General features: G+C 41.5%; 24 protein-coding genes. 10 read left to right on the forward strand and 14 right to left on the reverse strand.

Going from position 1 to position 21,064, the window contains the following annotated elements:
* Positions 1-3: 3 nt before the first annotated feature.
* The 4 genes from dapD to AOG26_RS08245 all read left to right on the forward strand — a co-directional run bounded on the left by dapD (position 4) and on the right by AOG26_RS08245 (position 5,803).
* Entirely contained in the window at positions 4-831 is an 828-nt protein-coding gene (dapD, locus tag AOG26_RS08230) for a 2,3,4,5-tetrahydropyridine-2,6-dicarboxylate N-succinyltransferase (protein WP_054562049.1), read from the forward strand.
* A 305-nt stretch (positions 832-1,136) separates the two neighbouring features.
* Positions 1,137-1,412, forward strand: a complete 276-nt coding sequence (locus AOG26_RS08235) for a hypothetical protein (RefSeq protein WP_160316765.1) — start codon at positions 1,137-1,139, stop codon at positions 1,410-1,412.
* A 192-nt stretch (positions 1,413-1,604) separates the two neighbouring features.
* A complete protein-coding gene (locus AOG26_RS08240; RefSeq protein ID WP_054562051.1) occupies positions 1,605-4,715 on the forward strand; it encodes an efflux RND transporter permease subunit in 3,111 nt (1,036 codons plus the stop codon).
* A gap of 11 nt (positions 4,716-4,726) precedes the next feature.
* Positions 4,727-5,803, forward strand: a complete 1,077-nt coding sequence (locus tag AOG26_RS08245) for an efflux RND transporter periplasmic adaptor subunit (RefSeq protein WP_054562341.1) — start codon at positions 4,727-4,729, stop codon at positions 5,801-5,803.
* A gap of 149 nt (positions 5,804-5,952) precedes the next feature.
* Here AOG26_RS08245 and AOG26_RS08250 read toward each other — a convergent pair whose 3' ends face one another.
* From AOG26_RS08250 to AOG26_RS08270, 5 genes are all read right to left on the reverse strand, one after another.
* Positions 5,953-6,618, reverse strand: coding sequence for a hypothetical protein (locus AOG26_RS08250; protein WP_152966947.1), 666 nt, complete (start codon positions 6,616-6,618; stop codon positions 5,953-5,955).
* An 83-nt stretch (positions 6,619-6,701) separates the two neighbouring features.
* Positions 6,702-6,986 (reverse strand): hypothetical protein, encoded by a 285-nt coding sequence (locus AOG26_RS08255; RefSeq protein ID WP_054562053.1) that lies wholly within the window; start codon positions 6,984-6,986, stop codon positions 6,702-6,704.
* 133 nt (positions 6,987-7,119) lie between these two features.
* On the reverse strand, positions 7,120-7,506 hold the full coding sequence (locus AOG26_RS08260) for a hypothetical protein (protein WP_054562054.1): 387 nt from the start codon (positions 7,504-7,506) through the stop codon (positions 7,120-7,122).
* A gap of 65 nt (positions 7,507-7,571) precedes the next feature.
* On the reverse strand, positions 7,572-7,988 hold the full coding sequence (locus AOG26_RS08265; protein WP_152966948.1) for a hypothetical protein: 417 nt from the start codon (positions 7,986-7,988) through the stop codon (positions 7,572-7,574).
* Between the two features lie 87 nt (positions 7,989-8,075).
* Complete coding sequence (locus AOG26_RS08270; RefSeq protein ID WP_054562056.1) at positions 8,076-8,423, reverse strand: hypothetical protein; 348 nt, start codon at positions 8,421-8,423, stop codon at positions 8,076-8,078.
* Positions 8,424-8,570: 147 nt separating this feature from the next.
* Between AOG26_RS08270 and AOG26_RS08275 the strand changes: the two genes are divergently transcribed.
* Entirely contained in the window at positions 8,571-8,813 is a 243-nt protein-coding gene (locus tag AOG26_RS08275; protein WP_054562057.1) for a type II toxin-antitoxin system prevent-host-death family antitoxin, read from the forward strand.
* Complete coding sequence (locus AOG26_RS21050) at positions 8,785-8,991, forward strand: type II toxin-antitoxin system RelE/ParE family toxin (protein WP_082401586.1); 207 nt, start codon at positions 8,785-8,787, stop codon at positions 8,989-8,991. Before AOG26_RS08275 ends, AOG26_RS21050 begins: the two co-directional genes overlap by 29 nt.
* A 31-nt stretch (positions 8,992-9,022) precedes the next feature.
* Here the strand turns inward: AOG26_RS21050 and AOG26_RS08285 are convergent, their stop codons facing one another.
* The 9 genes from AOG26_RS08285 to pspA form a co-directional block, all read right to left on the reverse strand.
* Positions 9,023-9,592, reverse strand: coding sequence for a hypothetical protein (locus AOG26_RS08285; protein ID WP_054562058.1), 570 nt, complete (start codon positions 9,590-9,592; stop codon positions 9,023-9,025).
* A gap of 120 nt (positions 9,593-9,712) precedes the next feature.
* Entirely contained in the window at positions 9,713-10,057 is a 345-nt protein-coding gene (locus AOG26_RS08290; RefSeq protein ID WP_036969771.1) for a 4a-hydroxytetrahydrobiopterin dehydratase, read from the reverse strand.
* 9 nt (positions 10,058-10,066) lie between these two features.
* Positions 10,067-10,864: a phenylalanine 4-monooxygenase gene (phhA, locus tag AOG26_RS08295; RefSeq protein ID WP_054562059.1), complete on the reverse strand. Its 798-nt coding sequence runs from the start codon at positions 10,862-10,864 to the stop codon at positions 10,067-10,069.
* Between the two features lie 226 nt (positions 10,865-11,090).
* Entirely contained in the window at positions 11,091-12,272 is a 1,182-nt protein-coding gene (gene megL / locus AOG26_RS08300; protein WP_054562060.1) for a methionine gamma-lyase, read from the reverse strand.
* A 134-nt stretch (positions 12,273-12,406) separates the two neighbouring features.
* A complete protein-coding gene (locus AOG26_RS08305) occupies positions 12,407-13,441 on the reverse strand; it encodes a TIGR01620 family protein (RefSeq protein ID WP_054562061.1) in 1,035 nt (344 codons plus the stop codon).
* Positions 13,438-14,850: a YcjX family protein gene (locus AOG26_RS08310; RefSeq protein WP_054562062.1), complete on the reverse strand. Its 1,413-nt coding sequence runs from the start codon at positions 14,848-14,850 to the stop codon at positions 13,438-13,440. The genes AOG26_RS08305 and AOG26_RS08310 overlap by 4 nt, the downstream gene beginning before the upstream one ends.
* A 62-nt stretch (positions 14,851-14,912) precedes the next feature.
* The gene (gene pspC / locus AOG26_RS08315) at positions 14,913-15,314 is read right to left on the reverse strand and encodes an envelope stress response membrane protein PspC (protein WP_054562063.1); all 402 of its coding nucleotides are present in this window, start codon (positions 15,312-15,314) and stop codon (positions 14,913-14,915) included.
* Positions 15,311-15,544, reverse strand: coding sequence for an envelope stress response membrane protein PspB (gene pspB, locus AOG26_RS08320; RefSeq protein ID WP_036969793.1), 234 nt, complete (start codon positions 15,542-15,544; stop codon positions 15,311-15,313). The genes pspC and pspB overlap by 4 nt, the downstream gene beginning before the upstream one ends.
* Before the next feature lie 57 nt (positions 15,545-15,601).
* Entirely contained in the window at positions 15,602-16,264 is a 663-nt protein-coding gene (pspA, locus tag AOG26_RS08325; protein WP_054562064.1) for a phage shock protein PspA, read from the reverse strand.
* A 188-nt stretch (positions 16,265-16,452) separates the two neighbouring features.
* On the opposite strand from pspA, the gene pspF reads away from it, so the two are divergent.
* From pspF to AOG26_RS08345, 4 genes are read left to right on the forward strand one after another with little or no spacing between them, the layout of a single operon-like run.
* A complete protein-coding gene (gene pspF, locus AOG26_RS08330; RefSeq protein WP_054562065.1) occupies positions 16,453-17,526 on the forward strand; it encodes a phage shock protein operon transcriptional activator in 1,074 nt (357 codons plus the stop codon).
* Positions 17,527-17,541: 15 nt separating this feature from the next.
* On the forward strand, positions 17,542-19,149 hold the full coding sequence (locus AOG26_RS08335) for an ABC transporter substrate-binding protein (protein ID WP_054562066.1): 1,608 nt from the start codon (positions 17,542-17,544) through the stop codon (positions 19,147-19,149).
* Positions 19,149-20,183, forward strand: coding sequence for an ABC transporter permease (locus AOG26_RS08340; RefSeq protein WP_054562067.1), 1,035 nt, complete (start codon positions 19,149-19,151; stop codon positions 20,181-20,183). The genes AOG26_RS08335 and AOG26_RS08340 overlap by 1 nt, the downstream gene beginning before the upstream one ends.
* Positions 20,170-21,063, forward strand: coding sequence for an ABC transporter permease subunit (locus AOG26_RS08345; protein ID WP_054562068.1), 894 nt, complete (start codon positions 20,170-20,172; stop codon positions 21,061-21,063). The genes AOG26_RS08340 and AOG26_RS08345 overlap by 14 nt, the downstream gene beginning before the upstream one ends.
* The last annotated feature ends 1 nt before the right edge of the window (position 21,064 follow it).

A 21,064-nucleotide genomic window follows, 5' to 3' on the forward strand; every position in this document is an offset into this window, starting at 1 on the left:
CTTATGTCAGATTTAAAAACCATGATCGAAAACGCCTGGGACAACCGCGATAGCATCAGCCCAAGCACGGTATCAAGTGAAGTAAAACAAGCTATTATCGACGCGCTTGAATTACTTGATAGCGGCGCTGCACGTGTTGCTGAAAAAATCAGTGGTGAATGGGTTGTACATCAATGGTTAAAAAAAGCGGTGCTACTGTCTTTCCGTATTCGTGATAACCAACCAATGAGCGATGGTGTTAATCAGTTTTACGACAAAGTACCACTTAAATTTAGCGACTTTACACCAGAGCAATTCCAACAAGGCGGCATGCGTGTTGTGCCTAATGCTGTGGCACGTAAAGGCAGCTTCGTAGGTAAAAACGTAGTGCTTATGCCATCTTATGTCAACATTGGCGCCTACGTTGATGAAGGTACCATGGTTGATACATGGGCAACGGTTGGCTCATGTGCACAAATTGGTAAAAACGTTCACTTGTCGGGCGGTGTAGGCATTGGTGGTGTGCTTGAGCCACTACAAGCTAACCCAACTATTATTGAAGACAACTGCTTTATTGGCGCACGTTCTGAAATTGTTGAAGGTGTTGTAGTTGAAGAAGGCGCCGTTATCTCAATGGGTGTTTACATCAGCCAAAGCACACGTATCTATGACCGTGAAACTGGCGAAATCCATTACGGCCGAGTACCAGCCGGTGCGGTTGTTGTTCCTGGTTCTTTACCGTCAAAAGATGGTTCGCACAGCCTATATGCTGCCATCATCGTAAAAAAAGTAGATCAGCAAACTCGCGAAAAAGTAGGTATTAATGCCCTACTTCGCTCGATTGATGAATAACAAGACTGAGCTTTAAGCCGTCAGCCGTCAGCCGTCAGCTTTAAGTTTTAGAGGTTAAGAAGCGCGATGCTAGCTAGTTTCGCGCTTTTTTATTATCTGTAATGCAATGATTTTTAGCTAGTTTGTTGAGATATACCCGCAAATATGTTTTAGTATAAAAAACAAACAAATCAATAGTGAAAATGTTTAAGTCTTTTCGGAGTTTTACCCACACGGAGTTATTTTATTACACAGGGTTATTCTACCTTGTGGCAATCTTGCTGTTTGTATCACGTAGTTACCTATACGAATTTTTTGTAACTGATATGAATTCACATCGCATAGAAGTTAAAGAACTTGAAGTTGCTTTAACATCGCACGTTAATAAAGATTATGTTTTTGAAGCATTGCAAACAACCTTAGATGGCCTTGCAACCCCAGATCGAGTTGCAGTTAAAATCCAGTGTTATACGGTTTTCTGTGATGTTAGTTTTACGAACCCATTTATCACCATTAACGACCACAATCACTACAGTGCAGAAGTAAAACGTGTGTTTGAGCAAAATGTGGCTTCCCTTAGCCGAAAAGATACTGCTCACTAGTTTCAGGCGCTATTACTTAATGCTTAAAACTTAAAGCGCCTCAGCTAAATTGTTACATCTTATTTCAAATACACATTTTATCGCTTAATTACGGCTATTCAGCGTTACTTCTGAAACACATTTCATTTACCTCACTGGCACTTTTTTTACATCGCACTACAATGCACACAAACTGATTTTGGAACACACACAATGAATCTGACACGTAGTTCGCTGAAAAACCCTGCGAGTGTTATTGTCATCTTGGTGTTGATTATGTTGTTTGGCATGTTGAGCATTTTTAAGCTGCCAATTCAGCTCACACCAGATATTGAGCAACCGCAGATCACTATTTTCTCTGGCTGGCGCCAAGCTGCACCTGAAGAGATTGAATCAGTGATCATTGAGCCGCTCGAGAACGCAGTAAAAAACACTCCGGGTGCTCTAGAGGTTAATACTTACATTAACCGTGGCAATGGCTCTATCACGTTGACTTTTGCTGTTGGGCAAAACATGCAACAGGCCATGCTTGATGTGTTAACTAGCCTTAACCAAGCGCCGCCCCTGCCGTTAGATGCATTTGATCCTGTGGTGTTTGCTGGCGGTAATAATGGTGAAGCCGCAGCAACGTTACTGGTCACCCCAAAAGATTTTAATAGCGACAGCCTTGATTTAGACATGGCGCAGTTCCAAAAACAAATCGATGAATTTGTTGAGCCCCGTTTGGCACGTATTCCTGGTGTTGCCCGCGTTGACTTAGCCAGTGAGCGACCAAAAGAATTACGTATTACCTTTGACCCTCACAAAGCCGCCGCACTTGGCGTCAGCCTTGACCAAATCAGTAACGTATTAGCCAGCTCACGCGATACCTCTGGTGGCCTTGCCAATGTTGGCCGTCGTCAATATACCGTACGTTTTACTGGGCAATATGATTTATCAAGCATGGCACAAATGCGCGTTGGTTATTCAGGCGATAGACCCATTTACCTTGGCGATATCGCAAGTGTAGAACGCACTTTTTCTGACCGTTTAGGAATGAGTGGTCGAAATGGTAAACCCGCGTATTACATTCGTATTTCGCGCGCTAACGAAGCCAATACCGTTGCCCTACTCGACGAAATTAACCTTGCCATTAAAGAGCTAAACGAAGGGCCGCTGGCTGAAAATGGCTTATCGATTGAATTAAGTTTTGATGCCTCAGTGCATATTCGTAATGCCTTGTCCTTGGTTAAAAGTAACTTAGGCCTAGGTGTTTTGCTGTCGTGTTTAATCTTGTGGTTGTTCTTTAGGGGCTTAAAGGCCACGTTTGTCATTGCAGCGACAATTCCTGTCTCTTTGTTAGTTGCGTTTTTAACGTTAAATATTTTTGACCGCAGTTTAAATGTTATTTCACTGGCGGGTCTTGCCTTTGCTGTTGGCTTAGTACTTGATGCCGCCATCATTGTGCAAGAAAACATCGCAAGGCTCAGAAGTGAAGGCTTTGATAGTAAAAAAGCCGCGCTAAAAGGCGCAGCTCAAGTAACTGGCGCTTTATTTGCTTCAACCACCACTAGCGTTGCTATCTTCTTGCCAATTTTATTTATGGCAGGTATTGAGGGGCAGTTATTCTCTGATTTGGCGCTCACCTTATCTATTGCTGTTATTGCCTCTATGATTTGCGCAATTACACTTATTCCGTTGGCTAACCATTTTTGGCCAGACAAAGAGCTAAAAGCGGATCCTTATCGTGAATATTGGCAGAAGCTAACTAACTTCATCATGGCGCTTACCAATACCCGCGTTAAACAAATAGTATGGATAGTGTCGTTATTGGGTGGCTCACTCGTCGCGACCATGACCATGCTCCCGAAAACTGATTTTATGCCGCGCGCACCAACCGATGGCTTTTTCTTTAACTTAAATACCCCGCCTGGCGGCAATGTGCAGTTTATGGAAGAAGAGCTGCTGATGCGTATTAAAAAGCGTTTAATGCCTTATTACACAGGTGAAAAAGAGCCGGGAATTAAAGATTTTAACTTTTATGCTTTTGGTTCGAACGCTGGCGGTTTTATTTATTCTGCCGATCCACAACGTGTTGAAGAATTAATGAAGGTTGCCCGAGAAGAGATCTTCATTGATTTGCCCGACACCCAAGTATTCTTCTTTAGAGGGTCGATGATCCAAGTTGCTAATGGCGGTGATGGTCGCAATATCAATATCGATTTAACGGGTCCGAATATGGACGAGCTAATAGCCGGTGCTAATGTGGCGCTGCAAGCTGTCACTGAAGCAATGCCGAATGCCACTGCAAGGCCACAACCACGACTCGATATGGCAGAGCCAGAACTTAGGCTCACACCTAATGACCGCCGTATAACCCAAGCAGGGCTAACTCGTCGTGATGTATCTCAAGCAGTGCAAGCCTATACAGGTGGGTTATTTGTTAATGAATACTTTGATGGCAACGAACGCATGAACGTGATTTTGCGCGGTATACCGTGGCAAACTCCAGAGGAGCTTAAAGCACTGCCCATTGTGACCCCACAATCAGGTATTCAAACTTTAGGCGAGCTTGCCAATATTGAACGCACCGTAGGGCCAACCCAGCTTAGACGTGTTAATGGCCGCCGTACCGTGAGTATTGTTGTCACGCCACCAGCAGATATGAGCTTACAACAAGCGCAAACCATTCTCTCAGAGCAAGTTATGCCGAAAGTTCGTGCAAGCTTGCCCGACAGCTCTGGCGCAATTTTGGCCGGTAACGCACAAAAGATGAATTCGGCCATGCAAGAAATGACAATCAACTTTATCTTGGCTCTGTTTATTTTATTCTTGCTAATGACCGCATTGTTTAAGTCAGCCAAAGACAGCGCGTTAGTTTTACTGGTTATGCCACTGGCAATTGCAGGCGGTGTACTGGCTTTATTTGTACTTAACTTATTTACCTTCCAATCGCTCGACTTACTGACCATGATTGGCTTTATTATCTTGCTGGGTCTGGTGGTAAATAATGCCATTTTATTGGTTGACCAAACCCGTGTCGCAATGGCCGCTGGGCTCAGTCGAGAAGACGCCGTTCGCCAAGCAGTGCTGCTGCGCGCAAGACCCGTTTACTTAAGTACCTTAACCAGCTTATTTGGCATGCTGCCACTGATGCTAATGCCGGGGGTAGGATCAGAAATTTACCGTGGCCTTGCCACTGTGATTGTCGGCGGCATGGCCATTAGCGCCCTATTCACCCTGATATTAATGCCAAGTTTATTGCAACTTGGCAGACAACTACCGCCTGTTAATAACAAACAGCAACCAGAAAAAACGCCTTTAAGCTTAGTATCGAATCAATGAGTATTAAAACAATGAACACACCTTTTCGTAAATTAACCGCTCGCTTTTGTGCGCTATTTAGTCTTATCGCATTTAACGCCTTTGCAGTCGTGCCGGTTACTGTAGAAACCGTCACACAAGCTCCGCTGACAAGCGAAATTGAAGTTAGTGGCACTTTGTATGGCAAAGATGATGTAACCTTAACAGCAGGCGTTAGCGGCCGTTTATTATATGTTGTTGAGCCAGGTACTCTGGTTAAAAGTGGCGATACCCTAGTACGTATGGATACTTTGCCGCTTGAACTTGAAAAAGCACGCCAGCAAGAAATGCTCAATCGCGCCAAAATAAACTTACGCTTATATCAACAAGAGCTAGCTCGTTTACAAAAACTCGCCAAAGCCAGCAGTGCAGCAGCAAGCCAAGTTGATGATATGCAAAATAAGCATGACCTTGCGTTATCTGATATCGCACTGGCTAAGGTTGAATTAAAAGTGATAGACGATCAGCTTTCCCGTGCAACCGTTCGCGCCCCATTTGATGGCGTGATCAGCGAGCGTTTTAAACGCGCTGGCCGCGAAATAAATCGTGCTGATGAACTGGTCACCCTTCTCGATATTAATAACTTAGAAGTGCGTTTGTACGTGCCTGTTAAATACTTAAAGTTTTTACACAAAGGCATAGAGTTACCAATTCAAGCCGGCGACTTATCAGCCCCTGATATGACAACAGCTACCGTAACAGCGGTGATCCCATCAACCGATCCGCGTTCACAAACTGTAGAAGTACGCGCCCTACTACCAAGAGACGCCGAGCAAACATGGGCGATTGGCCAACTGGTTGATGTAGCCGTGCCACTAAAAAGCAAAGGGGATGTACTACTGGTGAATCGCGATGCGCTTATCTTACGCAAAAAAGGCACCCATATCGTCAAAATCGACAACGACAACAAAGCCCTGCAAGTTCCCGTAAAAGTAGGTAATGGTAAAGATAAACTTGTTGAAGTCACCCCGACTTCTAACATCGCTTTAAATGCGGGCGATAAAGTTGCAGTGCGCGGCGCCGAGCAACTACAAACCGGGCAAGAAGTCGAAGTTCAGGTAAAGCAATAACAGATAAGCTAGGGAATGACTGCCAGCGATTAAATATGTTGAGAACTGGCAGTTCTGATAAAGGGTAATAATGATTATCAGGTCATGTTTTTTTACTTATTAAAGTAAAAAGATAGAGCAGCCCACTTCATATACGCTTAGTTAAAAAACTAAATAAATTTAGCTGAAGTAAGATCAAATTGTGACAATGTACTTTTTCCTTTTTTATATTCAAGAATATTGCCCTTTGATATAGAAAGCTTGCCTAGATAACTATTAAACAAGAGTTCTCTTGGTAGAGTCTTAGCAATAATTAGTTGATCTGCTAATTTGCAATCCAAATAAACAAATTGAGTTAATTTAAATTCATGCATTGAGAGTGTAGCAATGACTTTAGATTCTATTGATTTCTTGGCCGATACTTTTTCAGATTGAACCCATTCATTCTCATAATTGTTAGCTTCGAACCGTTGCAATATATCCAAGCTTTGTTCAAGAGGAATTGGCATTGCAGATATAGCAGCCGACAAAGCTTTTTCTAATATCCTTATGTAATGCTGTTGAAACTGAGAATCCTTTAAATGGCTTATTTTCTCTAACGGGTAATGAACTACAACTTCGAGGAAAGGCACAACTTTCATTGGCTGCACCCTTATCTCTGTACTGCCATCTGTCACATAAACATTTATTCGTGAGTATTTAGAGGTAAACTTGAGTTTACTGATTTCCCTTTCCCAAAAATTACACAAGCAACGAGACTTAAAAAGAAACACCTTTTTATCTTCTTCCGAATAATTACCGTCAAGGTAAAGTTCTATTTGACTTAACTTTGGCATAAATCTATTGCCTCTTAGTTTTAGACTTTTTAGAAGCCGAAAGGTAGCTCCACCCTCCATTTGCTCTAACCAGTAGAGTAATTTTATTTTTCGAGAGTGGCGATTATATTAATGATTGCTAACTCACCACTTATGAATTCAGAAAGACACCAAACAGATGTATTACCCTCTATTGCAATTGGCTGCAAATCGTCCTGTAAGCTACTCTTAAACAAAGAAAGACTTCTTTCAGATGTTTTTATTTCTTCAATACTTAATTGATTTAACCAACCCTTCGTTGCTTCTTGAATATTGTCACCCCTAGACTGAGATATGAAAGTACCGCCATTCCAATCCATTAAAAATGTATACAACTTTTTACCTGACATTTATCTATTACCTTTAATTTTTTCAATCTATTGGGTTAGATTTTGCTTATGACTTTTTACTCAATAGGCACAAGACCTAAGCCTTCAAAATTAAACAATTCATTATTTTTACCAGCTACAGGGTACTAAAAAGTTAAACCTTACAATTTGTATCACCAAACTTAATTAAGTTGTTTAGTTGATGTTTTGATGCTTGGTATGGTGAGCACAAAACTTTAATGAATTGTGATTTATCTTCCTCATCCATATCAATCCAACTTCTAGTTTCTCGTATCCAATTCTTTATACATTCATAGCCATGCCAATCTTCATTTAGTTTAATTAATGACGACCAACCAATCGCTTCATCGTGCTCGCCGTTTTCTTGCAGAGCATGGACAATATCAGCAAGAATCCTTGATGATAAATCTGCAATAATCCCACTATATGGAATGGCGGAATCAAAGTGCGACTCTTTGAACTTTGCCTCGACAATGGCTCTGTGAAGGGCCATCAACTCTGATGCTTTTGTAATATTCATATTTCCCAACCTAAAGTTTTAAGAGGGCCAAGTCTTGCTTTTGCCTTATGAAAGAAAAAACAAGATCAGGGCCCTTGGGCTTCCTTGCTATCCAGAGTACCTAACTTAATTCCGATGACAGTACCAACAATCGCAAAGGCTATACTCAGAGGCACTTCTACAAACCATAAAGGTGGGATAAATAACGTTTGTAATAGTATCGATACAATTACTGTTCCCACTATAAAGCCCAGTAAATATACACTTAGGGCATAATTCCAAGCTTTTACAACATTGTGCTTAGCCATTACGGTATAGATACCTGCGTTCAATAAATAAGATGGTAATAACTGGTATGTAAAATATTTGCCGAATGAGAGTGAAGCTAAGTTATCACTACCAATTTTTAGAGTGATAAAAGTACTTAATACGGTATTCAAAACCAGCATGACTAAAGTGTATTTTACTATCCTTAAACTATTCAATTTGTCTCCATGTGTCATGTCACATTCATGATTTAGAAATGACCAACTAGATACACTAACGCAGAACTAAGTTTACAGCTACGATTCGCGTTTAAAATACTCGCCTTATAATGCTTTAAAATAGTGAATCATTCTAATAACCTCTTTTATTTCATAGCAATAAAGAGGTTCCCAGCGAAAGCTTAGTGGCAAACACCACCAAAGCATTGAACCTGTGTAAAATTTTGTCTCTTGCTTACTAAATTTAAACTTACACCCTTTGAGGGCTGAACCAAATTTTAAGCTTTTTGGCTTTCTACCTGTTGTAAGTGCTTCATTTGCTTGAGAGATAGATAGCATATTTACTTCTAAGTCAATATAACCATGGCTACAGCCAACCTTTCCTACTTTTATTGAAATAGGATCAGAGTTTTCAATATGCTCGATTACTATGTCATCTAATATAAATTTCATTATTCTCTTATGTATGTTACGTGCCTTATATAATCAGTGCCTTGCAAGTAAAACTACAGAACTCACACGAATCGCGCGATTTAATTATTTTGACCATTTCATGCTTTTTAATACAATTCCCCTATCACTTTATTGTAGAGAGCAGCCATGAATACACTAACAGCAAATGATGCAAAACGTAATTTTGGTGAACGACTTTTAAACGCCCAACGTAAGCCTATTAAAATTAGTCAAAACAACAAGGACGCTGTATTGGTCATGTCTAATAAGGATTATGAAGAACTAAAAACTAAGAAAGTTGACTATATTAAGCATTGCTTTGAAAACGCAAAAAGAGACTTAGCTCAAGGTAATGTAGTTGATGGTAAAGACTTCTTGGATACTTTATAAAACATTATGTAAAAGAGTAGTAAAAAATCCAGAAATTGGGCGTAGCTGTAATGACATTTATCCAAATGGTTTTTACTTTCCTATTGGTAAACACACTGCTTATTTTATTAAAGAAGATGGTTTTATAATGATTGTTGCCGTACTAAACCAATCTCAGCTTCCTGAAAACCACTTATAATTGCAGCCTCCTTTCACAAAGCCAACACCTCTCACTGCAAACAGCCAACCCCTTTTAATGAAATTTCTTGAGTATTCGCGCCACTTTGGTTTTTATGTTGAATGATCAAACGTGAATCTTGGCTAGTAAAGGTAAAGGTTCCGAGCCAAGGTAGCTGGGCTATGGGTTGCATGTGGTAAAAACCATTGGCATCAAAGCATATAAATGAGAACTCATGATGTACCGGGGCAAATACGCCATAATCAGCGGTAAATACAGCAATGTTGTCTTGCAGTATAAAATATTTCGCTTGCGTGCCCGCTACTAAATACCAAAAGCATATTGCTGTCATTATCACCACTTGTAAGCCGCCAAGTAAAAAGACTGAAAATTTAAGAATACGGGTCGATTTACTGGCTTCCATATAAAGGCGCTTTGCTTTGAGTAATAACCAAAGCCCAATGGCAACCATAGTGAGCTTTACAATCATCAGTGCTACGCCTATTTGATACATCAGCTTAGGGCTGTGCCATTGAATGCCAAATGTTTGCGGGATAAACAAACTATCAATTAAGGGCAGTAAAATGAGTAGGAATGGCAGAATAAGCGCTTTGTTTTTCATTATTTACTTTTCTAGTGTTCTCGCAAAGATAAGAGTTCAATGTTAATTCTTGGACTCTAAAAAAGCAAAAAGGCGCAACCTGAGGTTACGCCTTTTATCGTTCTGGGCAGAACTTAAAATTTACAGTGCAGCGAATACATCGTCTGTTTTAGCAGCACAGATAAAATCATTTTTGTGTAACCCTTTGATAGAGTGGCTCCACCAAGTAACAGTTACTTTGCCCCACTCGGTTAACAGACCTGGGTGGTGACCTTCTTCTTCAGCCATATCGCCCACTTTATTAGTGAACTCAAGTGCTTGCTTGAAGTTTTTAAACTTGTAAACACGCTCTAATTGCATAATGCCGTCGCGCACTTCAGGAACCCAATCAGGGATCATTTTGATCAATTCTGCTAATTCAGCATCAGATACTTTAGGCGCATCCGCACGACACGCTTCACACTTTTGTGTGCTTAATGAAGACATTATAAATCCTTAACTTGCTAATTTTTCTTTAGGAGGAAACTTTGGCTCATGTAGCCCTAATTCTTTTGCTTTACTCACCAGCGACATGATATCCATTTGTGAAATATCAAATAAGTCATTGATTGAGTTTATGGTGTAGTACACAGGCTGCATAATATCAATACGATAAGGTGTACGTAATACATCAAGCACGTTCATCGCATTGATTTCTGGCTTATCTGAGTACACGTATTGTGTTTCGCCTGGGCTTGATAAAATACCACCACCATAAATTCGCAGACCTTGTTCGGTTTGCATTAAACCAAACTCAACAGTAAACCAGTAAAGGCGTGCTAAATAAACACGATCTTTCTTTTCAGCGGCATAACCTAACTGACCATATTTGTGTGTGAACTCAGCAAATGCTGGGTTGGTAAGCATCGCACAATGACCAAAAATCTCGTGGAAAATATCTGGCTCTTGTAAGTAGTCAAACTCTTCACGGCTGCGAATAAAAGTCGCTACTGGGAACTGCTTGTTTGCTAGTAATCGAAAGAACTCATCAAAATCGATCAGTGCCGGAACAGGCGCAACTTGCCAGCCCGTTGTTTCGAGTAACACTTCGTTGAGTTCACTAAGTTGTGGAATACGATCTGTTGGTAAATTAATTTTCTTAAGACCTGCTAAATATTCATCACAGGCTTTACCTTCAATGCAAGTGAGTTGGCGAGCAACTAGCTCAGACCATATTTTATTTTCTTCTTCGCTCCAATGGATAACCCCATTTTCATCAGGTTGCTTGGAGGTGTAATTACTTGCTTTAGCCATAATAACCTTCTTCGTTAAATCTTGATCAGCATTGATCAGAATCTCATTAACTTGTTAAGCCGATACTATGTAAAAGTAAGCGAAATTTTAATAGTTAAGGCTGTTTCTAAGGTTTGCAGAAACAGCCCCAACGTAAAGTTAAGGTTACACCAAAAGAACTAAAAGTTTACACACCACACTTTTAAAGGGCTAAAAGCAAACACAACCGTAAACTTTAAATTACAACCTAACCAATGAATGTAAATGCAGTTTTAAGATCGTTAATAATATCGTTAACATCCTCAAGACCAACTGATAATCGAATTAGACCATCACTGATCCCAGCAGCTGCTCTTTCTTCGGGTGTATAAGGCGAATGTGTCATCGATGCAGGATGTTGAATGAGGGTTTCAGCATCCCCTAAACTCACAGCAAGGGTACAAAGTTGGGTGTTATTTATAAATGTTTCGCCATCTTCAAGGCTGCCTTTTATTTCAAAGGCAATAACACCACCAGCGGCTTTCATCTGTGAGCCAATAAATTGATGGCCCGGATGTGATTTAAGCCCAGGGTAATAAACTTGGCTAACTAACGGGTGTTGCTCTAAATATTCAGCAACCACTTGGGCACTTGCACAGTGGCGCTCCATGCGTACAGCAAGGGTTTTTAAACCACGATTAATTAACCATGCATCATGAGGACTAATCGTTGCACCAATATCTTTTAGCACCGTCATTTTGATTAGGTTGATATGCTCCTCTGTGCCACACACAAGCCCTGCTACCACATCACCATGGCCATTTAGGTATTTAGTTGCGCTGTGTAACACAATATCAATACCAAACGAGGTCGGTTGCTGTAGCAAAGGCGTTAAGAAGGTATTGTCGATAACGCTTATCAGCTGATGCTGCTTGGCAACATCGGCAATTAAACTTAGATCAAGCACCGCCATGGTCGGATTAATTGGCGTTTCAGCAAAAATCATTTTTGAATTGGCTTTAACCGCGCCGCGAAGTTCAGCTTCATTGGTCATATCAACAAAAGTAACTTCGATACCAAAGCGCGGCAACATGTGAGCAAAAAATGCAAAGGTACAACCGTATAACGCGCTTGATGCGACTAGGTGGTCACCGTGTTGTAAAAAGCTAAGCACAGACGCAGACACCGCCCCCATACCCGTTGCTGTGGCAGCCGCTGCTTCACAGTTTTCTAACTGAGCTACTTTTTGTTCTAGCTCTTGGGTTGTCGGATTACCTAAACGGGTATAAATAAAGCCCTGCTCTTCACCAGCAAATCGGGCTGCACCTTGGGCTGCATTAGCAAAAGAGAAGGTAGAGGTTTGGTAAAGTGGCGCACTCAGTGCGCCATGTGGGTCATTTGGTTTTTCTGGACCGTGAATACATTGTGTATGTAAGTGATGCTTAGTCATTGTGTGTTCTCGTTTTTATTATCAGTACTTCATACTCATAAATAAAACGTAGATACCCACAATGCACAAGCATGCCGGATGCTCAGATGGCTAAATATCACTCAGCTGTTTTTATTAACTGTACACAAAAGTTGTCATTTTGTATTTTCGGTCTCTTTGTCGCTCGTACGTGAGGCAATTTTACGGGCAATACTATTGGCGGTTTCTTTTAGCAAGCTGCGCTTATGCTCTAAGCGAGGTAATGGGCGACTAAGCTCCATCGCTTTATACCCTATACGCGCGGTAAAAATACCTGCACTTAGCCCTTGCGCTGCTCGGCCCGACAATTTCCCCAGTAATTCAGCGCTTAGTGCCGTTGCTGCTAAATCTGAAACTAACTCTGCACTACCAACAAACAATACTTGTTTCACTAATAAGCGGTACAATTTAATACGGCTTGCATAACCAAAACCAATACCGTAAATACGGCCAATTTGCTCAATGAGCTTAGTGCCACGCCATAGCACCGCCATCATATCAACTAAAGCTAGTGGGCTTAGCGCAACCAATAAGCCAGACTCAGTGGCAAAACGGTTAATCAGTTTTTTCGCTTGCTGATCTTGGCTTACCAATAAGCTATCGGCGTATAAGGTCATGATTTCTTTATCGGTATGGTGACTTGCTATTTGTTGCTTAAACTCTTCAAACCCAGTAAGCGTTTGATGTTTATTAAGCTTTTCAAGCCACGGTAATGCTTCACCTACTTGCTCGCTATTGAGTAAGCGGTCGGCCTCGGTACGATGCAATTGATTACGCTTCAAACTTCTTAGCATGCGGTACTCGCGCCAAATAACACGGGCAATCAGCAGCACACCACTGAGAACAGCCGTTAAATACACCGAACCTAAAATAATTGATTGCTGAAACGTCACAAACAATGACAGTGCAAACTCAAGTAACACTAACGCTAAAAAGCTAACAACAAACACCCCTTTTAGGGTTTGCCATTTCGACTTTTTATACACAGGCTCAAGCTCAATGCTATCTTGCTGATCTTCTTCAGTGTCGATAAATTCAGCGTTTTCTATCACTTTAGCAACAGTTAACTCCTCTGTAGGAGCTTCGTTACTTGCAGAGCTTGAAATACGGCGACCTGCCTGAAAGTTCATCTCCTTTGGTTGCTCACTCATGTTAGTTTATCTCCTATCAGGTACTGCATGACATGATCTAAACGAATATGCTTTAACCGTTTATCAGGGCATGGCAGTGGCGAAAACGATAAGAACTCAAAGCCCTGTTTTGGCCACTCTTGTTTGTTGAGAAGGCGTGACGGTGGCTGCGGTGGTAAATACGTTAGCCATTCTTGCTCGCCTAAAGGCTTGCCATAAATACAAGCTAACTGTTGGCCTTTCTCAGCCACTTGGCGCGGCTCTGTAGCGCAGATAGATGACATTGCCATGGTTTCGATTTGCACGCCTTCGAACTTTAAATGATTCGTTCGGTCATGCACGATTGAATCAAGCAATAGCGCTAAGTCTTTATGATATTGCGCACTAATATGATCTGACTTATTGGCCGCAAACAGTAGCTTGTCGATGTTTGGTTTAAACAAACGTTTAAAGAAGCTCGCTTCACCATAATTAAAGTGCGCCAACAATTGGTTAATAACACGGCTTTGCTCATGCAAGGTTTCGCTGCCTTCATTCAAGGCGCTGAGCACATCCACCAGCACAATTTGTCGGTCAAAATGACGAAAATGCTGCTCGTAAAAAGGTTTTACAACCTCTTTTACATAGGCGTTATAGCGCTTTTTAAGATGCGCTAAATTCGACCCTTCGGTTATGTCATCAGGCACATTCGCAACCGGGAAAAACTGCAGTAGCGGCGCTCCTTTAAGCTCGCCTGGCATCAGCATGCGACCAGGTTGCAGCATGGCAAGTTTGGTGTCTTTTTTAAGGCCCACTAATAACTGCTGATAAAGCGAAGCGACATCAGCAAGTTTGCTCTCATCAACACTGGCTGATAAATCAAGTTCAGCAAGGGCTGTTAAAAATGGCTTCGCTTTTTCGTTGCGTGCTGTTTGCTGCAAGAGTGAGTATTGTGACTCACACCAATCAGCAAATGATTGCTCTAGCATTGGCAAATCAAGTAGCCATTCACCAGGGTAATCAATAATGTCTAAATAGAGCGTTGATTGCGGTGCGAAGTGACCGCGTAGCCCCGAGTTACTTTGGTACTTAATTGCTAAACGTAGCGTATTTATACGCTCGGTAGATGCAGGCCATGCAGGCTCACCTTCAACAGGTAATAACGCTGATAAAGCATTTGTATATTCAAATGTCGGTATTGTCAGTGCTTGCTGCGGCACTATTTTTGTGGCGATATGACGCTTTTCGCGCATCACATCAAAAAAAGGTAAGTTTTTATCGTCAGCTTGGCTGGTTAAATGTTTAACCAAGGCGGTAATAAAAGCGGTTTTACCGCTGCCACTTAAGCCTGTGACGGCTAATTTCACGTGTTGATCTAAACTACGGTGAAGGGCTTTTTCCGCTTTATTTTTTAACGAATTAAAGGTGTTCTTTGCAAATGATTGGCTCATAAAGTGTCTAGCACCTTATTTGCGCTGGGTATCACGATGCAAACAAGGTGCGTATATATCCTTTAAAGTTTGTTGATTTCACGGCTAACCGTAAATTCTGTTGATGTGACATAGCGTTCCATCTCTTGTAAACGACCATCAACTCGAGCAAGACGATCTTTTAAGTCTTGCAATGCACGGCGAGGTGGTTCCCCTTTTTGCCATACTTTAAATTTTACTTCAAGCGGGTCTTGGTGAATGCTGTCTGTGCTTTTCTCTGTTTTTTCTGCTGGTTTTTTATCTAAAATAAACCAAGCAGCAATGTAAGCAACGACAATAAATGGACCACCTGATAATAGTACTGCTGTCACGACTAAAATACGTACTAGCCAAAGCTCCATGTTAAAGTAATCGCTGATACCTGCGCACACACCTGCTATTTTGCCACGCTCTGCGTCTCTAAATAATTCGCGTTTGGTACTCATACTTTACGTCTCCACTGCGGAGCCTCTTGGTCAAGTAAGGCTTCTAATGTTTCAACACGCTCTGCCATTTTATCTGCTTTTTGTGCAAGCTCTAATAATTGGCGGTGCTCGTGTTCACTTAAACCTTGGCTCACTTGTTTTTTACTACGGTAATGTAAAATTAGCCAAAGTGGGGCAACAACCACCATAAAAACAATAATCGGTGCCATCAAAACTTCTGCGTCGAACATGGTACTCTCCTGTCAATCCGTTATGTGTTTAAGCATTGGGGGACATGCCCCCATTTATTATTTTTTATCTGCTAGTTTTTTCTTAAGCTCAGCTAGTTCATCATCAATCTTTTCGTCTTGCTGAAGACCAGCAATTTCGTCAGCTAATGATTTTTTACCAAGATCATAAGACTCTATTTGTGATTCTAGACCATCGATCTTAGTTTCGTAACGTTCGAAGCGGTTTAAAGCGTCTTCAACTTTCGAGCTGTCGAGTGCTTTTTTAACTTCAAGACGTGACTCAGCAGAGCGTTGACGTAAGATGATTGCTTTTTGACGCGCTTTTGCATCAGCTAGCTTCTCTTGTAACGTGCTGACTTCTTGCTGTAGTTTCTCGATATGAGACTCTACATGCTCAAGCTCAGTTTCAACCGCTGCGACTGCATCTGCTGACTTTTGCTTTTCAATCAGTGCTGCACGCGCTAAATCATCACGGTCTTTATTTAGTGCTAATTCAGCTTTTTCTTGCCAGTCTGCAACTTGAACTTTTAAAGTTTCAACGCGACGTACTAGCTCTTTTTTCTCAGCAAGTGTTTTTGCTGATGTAGAGCGAACTTCTACTAATGTATCTTCCATCTCTTGGATGATCAGGCGAACCATTTTTTCTGGGTCTTCTGCTTTATCTAAGATGGCATTGATATTAGAATTAACGATGTCTGCAAAACGTGAAAAAATTCCCATAACATTTACCTCTTTGGTGTTTTAACTTAATCAGTTGGTATATCTAGTATCAATATGCTTGCCAACTTTTATAAACTTAGAATAACTTAATATATTCAAACAGTTAAACTAAATTTATAAATTTCTTTAGTTCTCATAGATAATGAAATACACTAGATCTTAGTAAAAATGACTAAGAGTTAGGGAATATGAGCCAATTTCGCCAGCAGGATAATTTACTCGGCCAATCTGACAGCTTTTTAAGTGTGCTTGATCAAGTTTCGCAACTAGCCAGTTTAGAAAAGCCAGTCCTTATTATTGGTGAGCGCGGTACGGGTAAAGAACTTATTGCAGCCCGTTTGCACTTCTTATCTAAGCGTTGGGACCAAAACTATATAAAGCTCAACTGTGCAGCGCTCAACGAAAACCTGCTCGAAAGTGAATTATTTGGTCATGAAAGTGGTGCATTTACCGGTGCTAGTAAACGCCACGAAGGCCGCTTTGAACGTGCTAATGGCGGTACGCTATTCCTTGATGAATTAGCCAATACCTCGGCGATGGTACAAGAAAAACTACTACGCGTTATTGAATACGGCGAATTTGAACGCGTTGGTGGTAAGCAAACCGTTAAAGTCGATACCCGATTAGTCTGTGCGACCAATGAAGACTTACCAACCCTAGCTGAGCAAGGCGAATTTAGAAGCGACTTACTCGACCGCCTCGCCTTTGATGTTATTACCCTGCCCCCGCTGCGTGAACGCCAAGAAGATATCATGTTATTGGCAGAACAATTTGCAATTAACATGGCTCGCGATCTTGAGTGGGAGCTATTTAGTGGCTTTACGCGTAGCGCCATCGAAACGCTACAATCTTATGAGTGGCCGGGTAATATTCGTGAATTAAAGAATGTGGTTGAACGTAGTTTATATCGTCATGGTAACGAACATATTCCCGTTCACCAGATTATTTTAGACCCATTTGCGAGTAAATTTAGACCTAAACAGCGCGTTAAAGCTGCAGTTAGCAGTGCCCCTGTTGCAAACGTCGAAGCTGCGCCTATCGCCACGACACAAAATCAAGACGTTGTGACACTCAATAAGCCCGACATTCAATTTCCTTGTAATTTAAAGCAGCTGTCTAACGACTTTGAAATTGATGTCATTAAAAAAGCGCTTGAACATAGCCAATTTAACCAAAAGAAAACTGCAGAACACTTAGAATTAACGTATCATCAATTACGTGGCTATTTGAAAAAATACAATTTATTAGATCAGCAGCAATAGTTAGAGGCTAATCAGGTGTTTAAACCGTTACTTGCTTTGTCTTTGGTGTGCTTAGTAGGCTGCCTAGATAACGAAGAAAAAACCACAGAACAAAAAAACCAGGGCTTAGTCTATTGCGCTGAAGCAAACCCTGTGTCGTTTAATCCGCAAGTGACAACGACAGGTTCGACTATCGATATTATCGCCAATCAGCTTTATGATCGCCTGTTAAGTATTGATCCGGTGTCTGCCGAGTTTAAAGCAGAGCTGGCAACTGATTGGAAAATTAGCCCAGACGGCAAAGCAATTACCTTTACCCTGCGTAAAGGGGTTAAATTTCATACCACAAAATACTTTACTCCAAGCCGTGATTTTAACGCTGATGATGTAATTTTTACCTTTAGCCGCTTATTCGACGTTTATAACCCTTATCACTTTGTTGGCGATGCCAGCTACCCTTATTTTCAAAGTGTGGGTATTGATCAGCTTATTCGTCGCATTGTGCGTGTTTCTGATTACCAAGTACGGTTTGAGCTTTATAATGCTGAAAGCAGCTTTTTAGCAAACCTTGCAACCGACTTTGCCGTGGTGTTATCCGAAGAATACGCCATGCAGCTTAAAGCACGCAATCAAGAAAACTTATTTGACCAATACCCTGTGGGTACTGGCCCTTATGTATATAAAGAATATCGTCGCGACCGTTTAATTCGCTATTACCGTAACCCTGATTACTGGAAACACCCTGTAGTACTTGAGCAACTGGTGTATGACATTACGCCAAACGGCACCACACGCGTTGCGAAAATGCTCACCAAAGAGTGTGATGTTACTGCGCACCCAAGCAGCGCACAGTTGAGTATTTTATCGCAACGCGAAGATATTAAAGTTCAAAAAGAGCAAAACTTAAATATTGGTTATTGGGCCTTTAACACTGAGCGCCCGCCTTTTGATGATGTACGTGTACGCCAAGCACTCGCAAGCGCCATTGATGTCGATAAAATCATGCAAGCGGTATATTACGGTAACGGCATTAAAGCGCAGTCATTACTGCCTCCTGCTTCTTGGGCATTTGAAGCGCAAAAAGCCATGCCTGAATTTAACCCTGCACTTGCCAAAACATTACTCGCAGAAGCTGGCTACAAAAATGGCTTTGATATGAATATTTGGGCCATGCCGGTAAGCCGTATTTATAACCCCAATGCCCGTAAAATGGCTGAGCTGATGCAAAGTGATTTACGCAAGATTGGTGTGAACGTTAATATCGTCGAGTACGAATGGAATACCTTTTTACAACGAATTGGTGAACATAGACACGATAGCGTGTTACTTGGTTGGGCTGCAGATACGCCAGACCCTGATAACTTTATGAGCCCATTATTAAGTTGTACTGCGACTTTCAGTGGTAAAAACCCAGCAAATTGGTGTCACCCTGAGTTTGATTTATTACTTACACAAGCCTTAGATACAACAGATCTTGAAAAGCGTAAACAATACTACAATCAGGCACAGCGGATCATAGTGCAAGAGCTGCCTATTTTACCGATAGCCCATGGTATGCGTTTTCAAGCCGCAAGTAGTGATGTTAAAGGCATCAGCTTAAGCCCGTTTGGTGGCATTTCACTAGCTAACGCGAGGAAAGAATAATGATCCTAGATTATATTCTGCGCCGCTTAGCACTGTTAATGTTTATGATGCTGACACTGAGTATCTTTACCTTTTCATTGAGCTTTTTGTTCCCGGGTGATGCGCTAACTAACTTAAGCGGTATTACCAATAGCACCTTCTCACAAACCAGTGCACTTGAAGAAAAGTTCCACTTTACCGAAAACTATGTGGTGCAATACTTTGCCTTTTTAGACCGTATTTTACACGGCGATTGGGGTGTCTCTTTTGCATCTGGCGAAAGTGTTTTTCAGCATATTCAAGATTTATTTCCTGCAACGCTAGAGCTTAGCCTTTACGCATTGTTTGTCTCGGTTGCTGTGGGCGTACCGGGTGGTATTTTAGCTTCTGCTTACTACAAACGATGGCCAGACAAATTTATAAACTCAGGCACGCTTATTGGCTACTCGATGCCTGTTTTTTGGTTAGCGCTATTGTTGATCATGGTGTTTTCACTACAACTAGGTTGGTTTCCTATGTCGGGCCGTATGGGTCTACTTTACGAAATTGAACCAATTACCGGCTTTATTTTAATCGATATCATATTAGGTGACTTTCCGTATGATGGCATGGCATTTTTAGATGCAATACACCACCTAACCTTGCCTACTATTGTACTTGCCATGTATCCGACCACAGTATTGGTTCGCTTTACCCGCGACTCTATGCTGAAAGTACTCGATCAAAGTTACATTAAAACAGCACGCGCTAAAGGCTTAAACCGTGCACAGCTGATCCTTCACCACGCTCTGCGTAATGCGCTGCTACCGGTTATAAAACAAATAGGTTTACAGTTTAGTACCTTGATCACCCTTGCGATGATCACCGAAGTTATTTTCTCATGGCCGGGCATTGGTCGTTGGCTTATCGATAGTATTTATCAGCGCGACTATCCTGCGATTCAAGGTGGCTTACTCGCTGTTTCTATGTTCGTTATTTTAGCTACCATTATTGCTGAGCTCACTTATACATTATTCGACCCATTATCGCGGAACCAAGCTCATGGCAAAGTTTAATTTATTCTCTGAAGAGTCGAATAAATCGCCGTTAGCGCGATTTTGGAAAAAATTTAAAACCAATCACCCTGCCCTTGTGGGTTTATGGTTGTTTATTGCTTTAGTGTTACTGGCCGTGTCTGCACCACTCCTTGCACCTTATGGCGTGAACCAACAACACAGCGATGCACTGCTGTTACCGCCATCGTGGCATGATGCAGGTGACGTACGCTTTTTATTAGGCACCGACGATTTAGGCCGAGATGTATTATCGCGCTTAATGAATGGTGCAACCTACACCTTTGGTTTGTCGGTTGTCGCGGCTTTGATCACCACAGTAATTGGGGTGTTAGTAGGTACTTTTGCTGGGATCAGCCGGGGTATTCGCTCAAGCTTTTTGAATCACTTGCTTGATATTACGTTATCTATTCCATCGCTGTTACTAGCCATCATTATTATTGCGATTCTTGGCCCGGGCTTAATGAATACAGTATGGGCGATTATTTTAGCTTTACTGCCTCAGTTTATTCACTCGGTACGTAACTTAATTGTTGAAGAGCTTAACAAAGACTACATCACGGCATTTAAACTGGATGGTGCGTCAAACTGGCATATTCTCGCCCGTGGTATCTTCCCGAATATTTACGAGCATATTGTGGTTATTTTTACCATGGCGCTTTCTACCGCTATTTTGGATATCTCGGCACTTGGCTTTTTAAAATTGGGCGCACAGCCCCCAACCACAGAATGGGGTGCTATTTTGGCTGAAAACCTTGGTTTAATTTACCTTGCCCCTTGGACTGTTGGCTTACCGGGCGTATTATTATTTTTAGCAGTACTGTCTACCAATTTAGTAGGTGACGGTTTACGCCAAGTGCTTAAAGAACGTAAGGCCGACTAAT

It is taken from the genome of Pseudoalteromonas sp. UCD-33C, assembly GCF_001306895.1.
GTDB lineage: Bacteria > Pseudomonadota > Gammaproteobacteria > Enterobacterales > Alteromonadaceae > Pseudoalteromonas.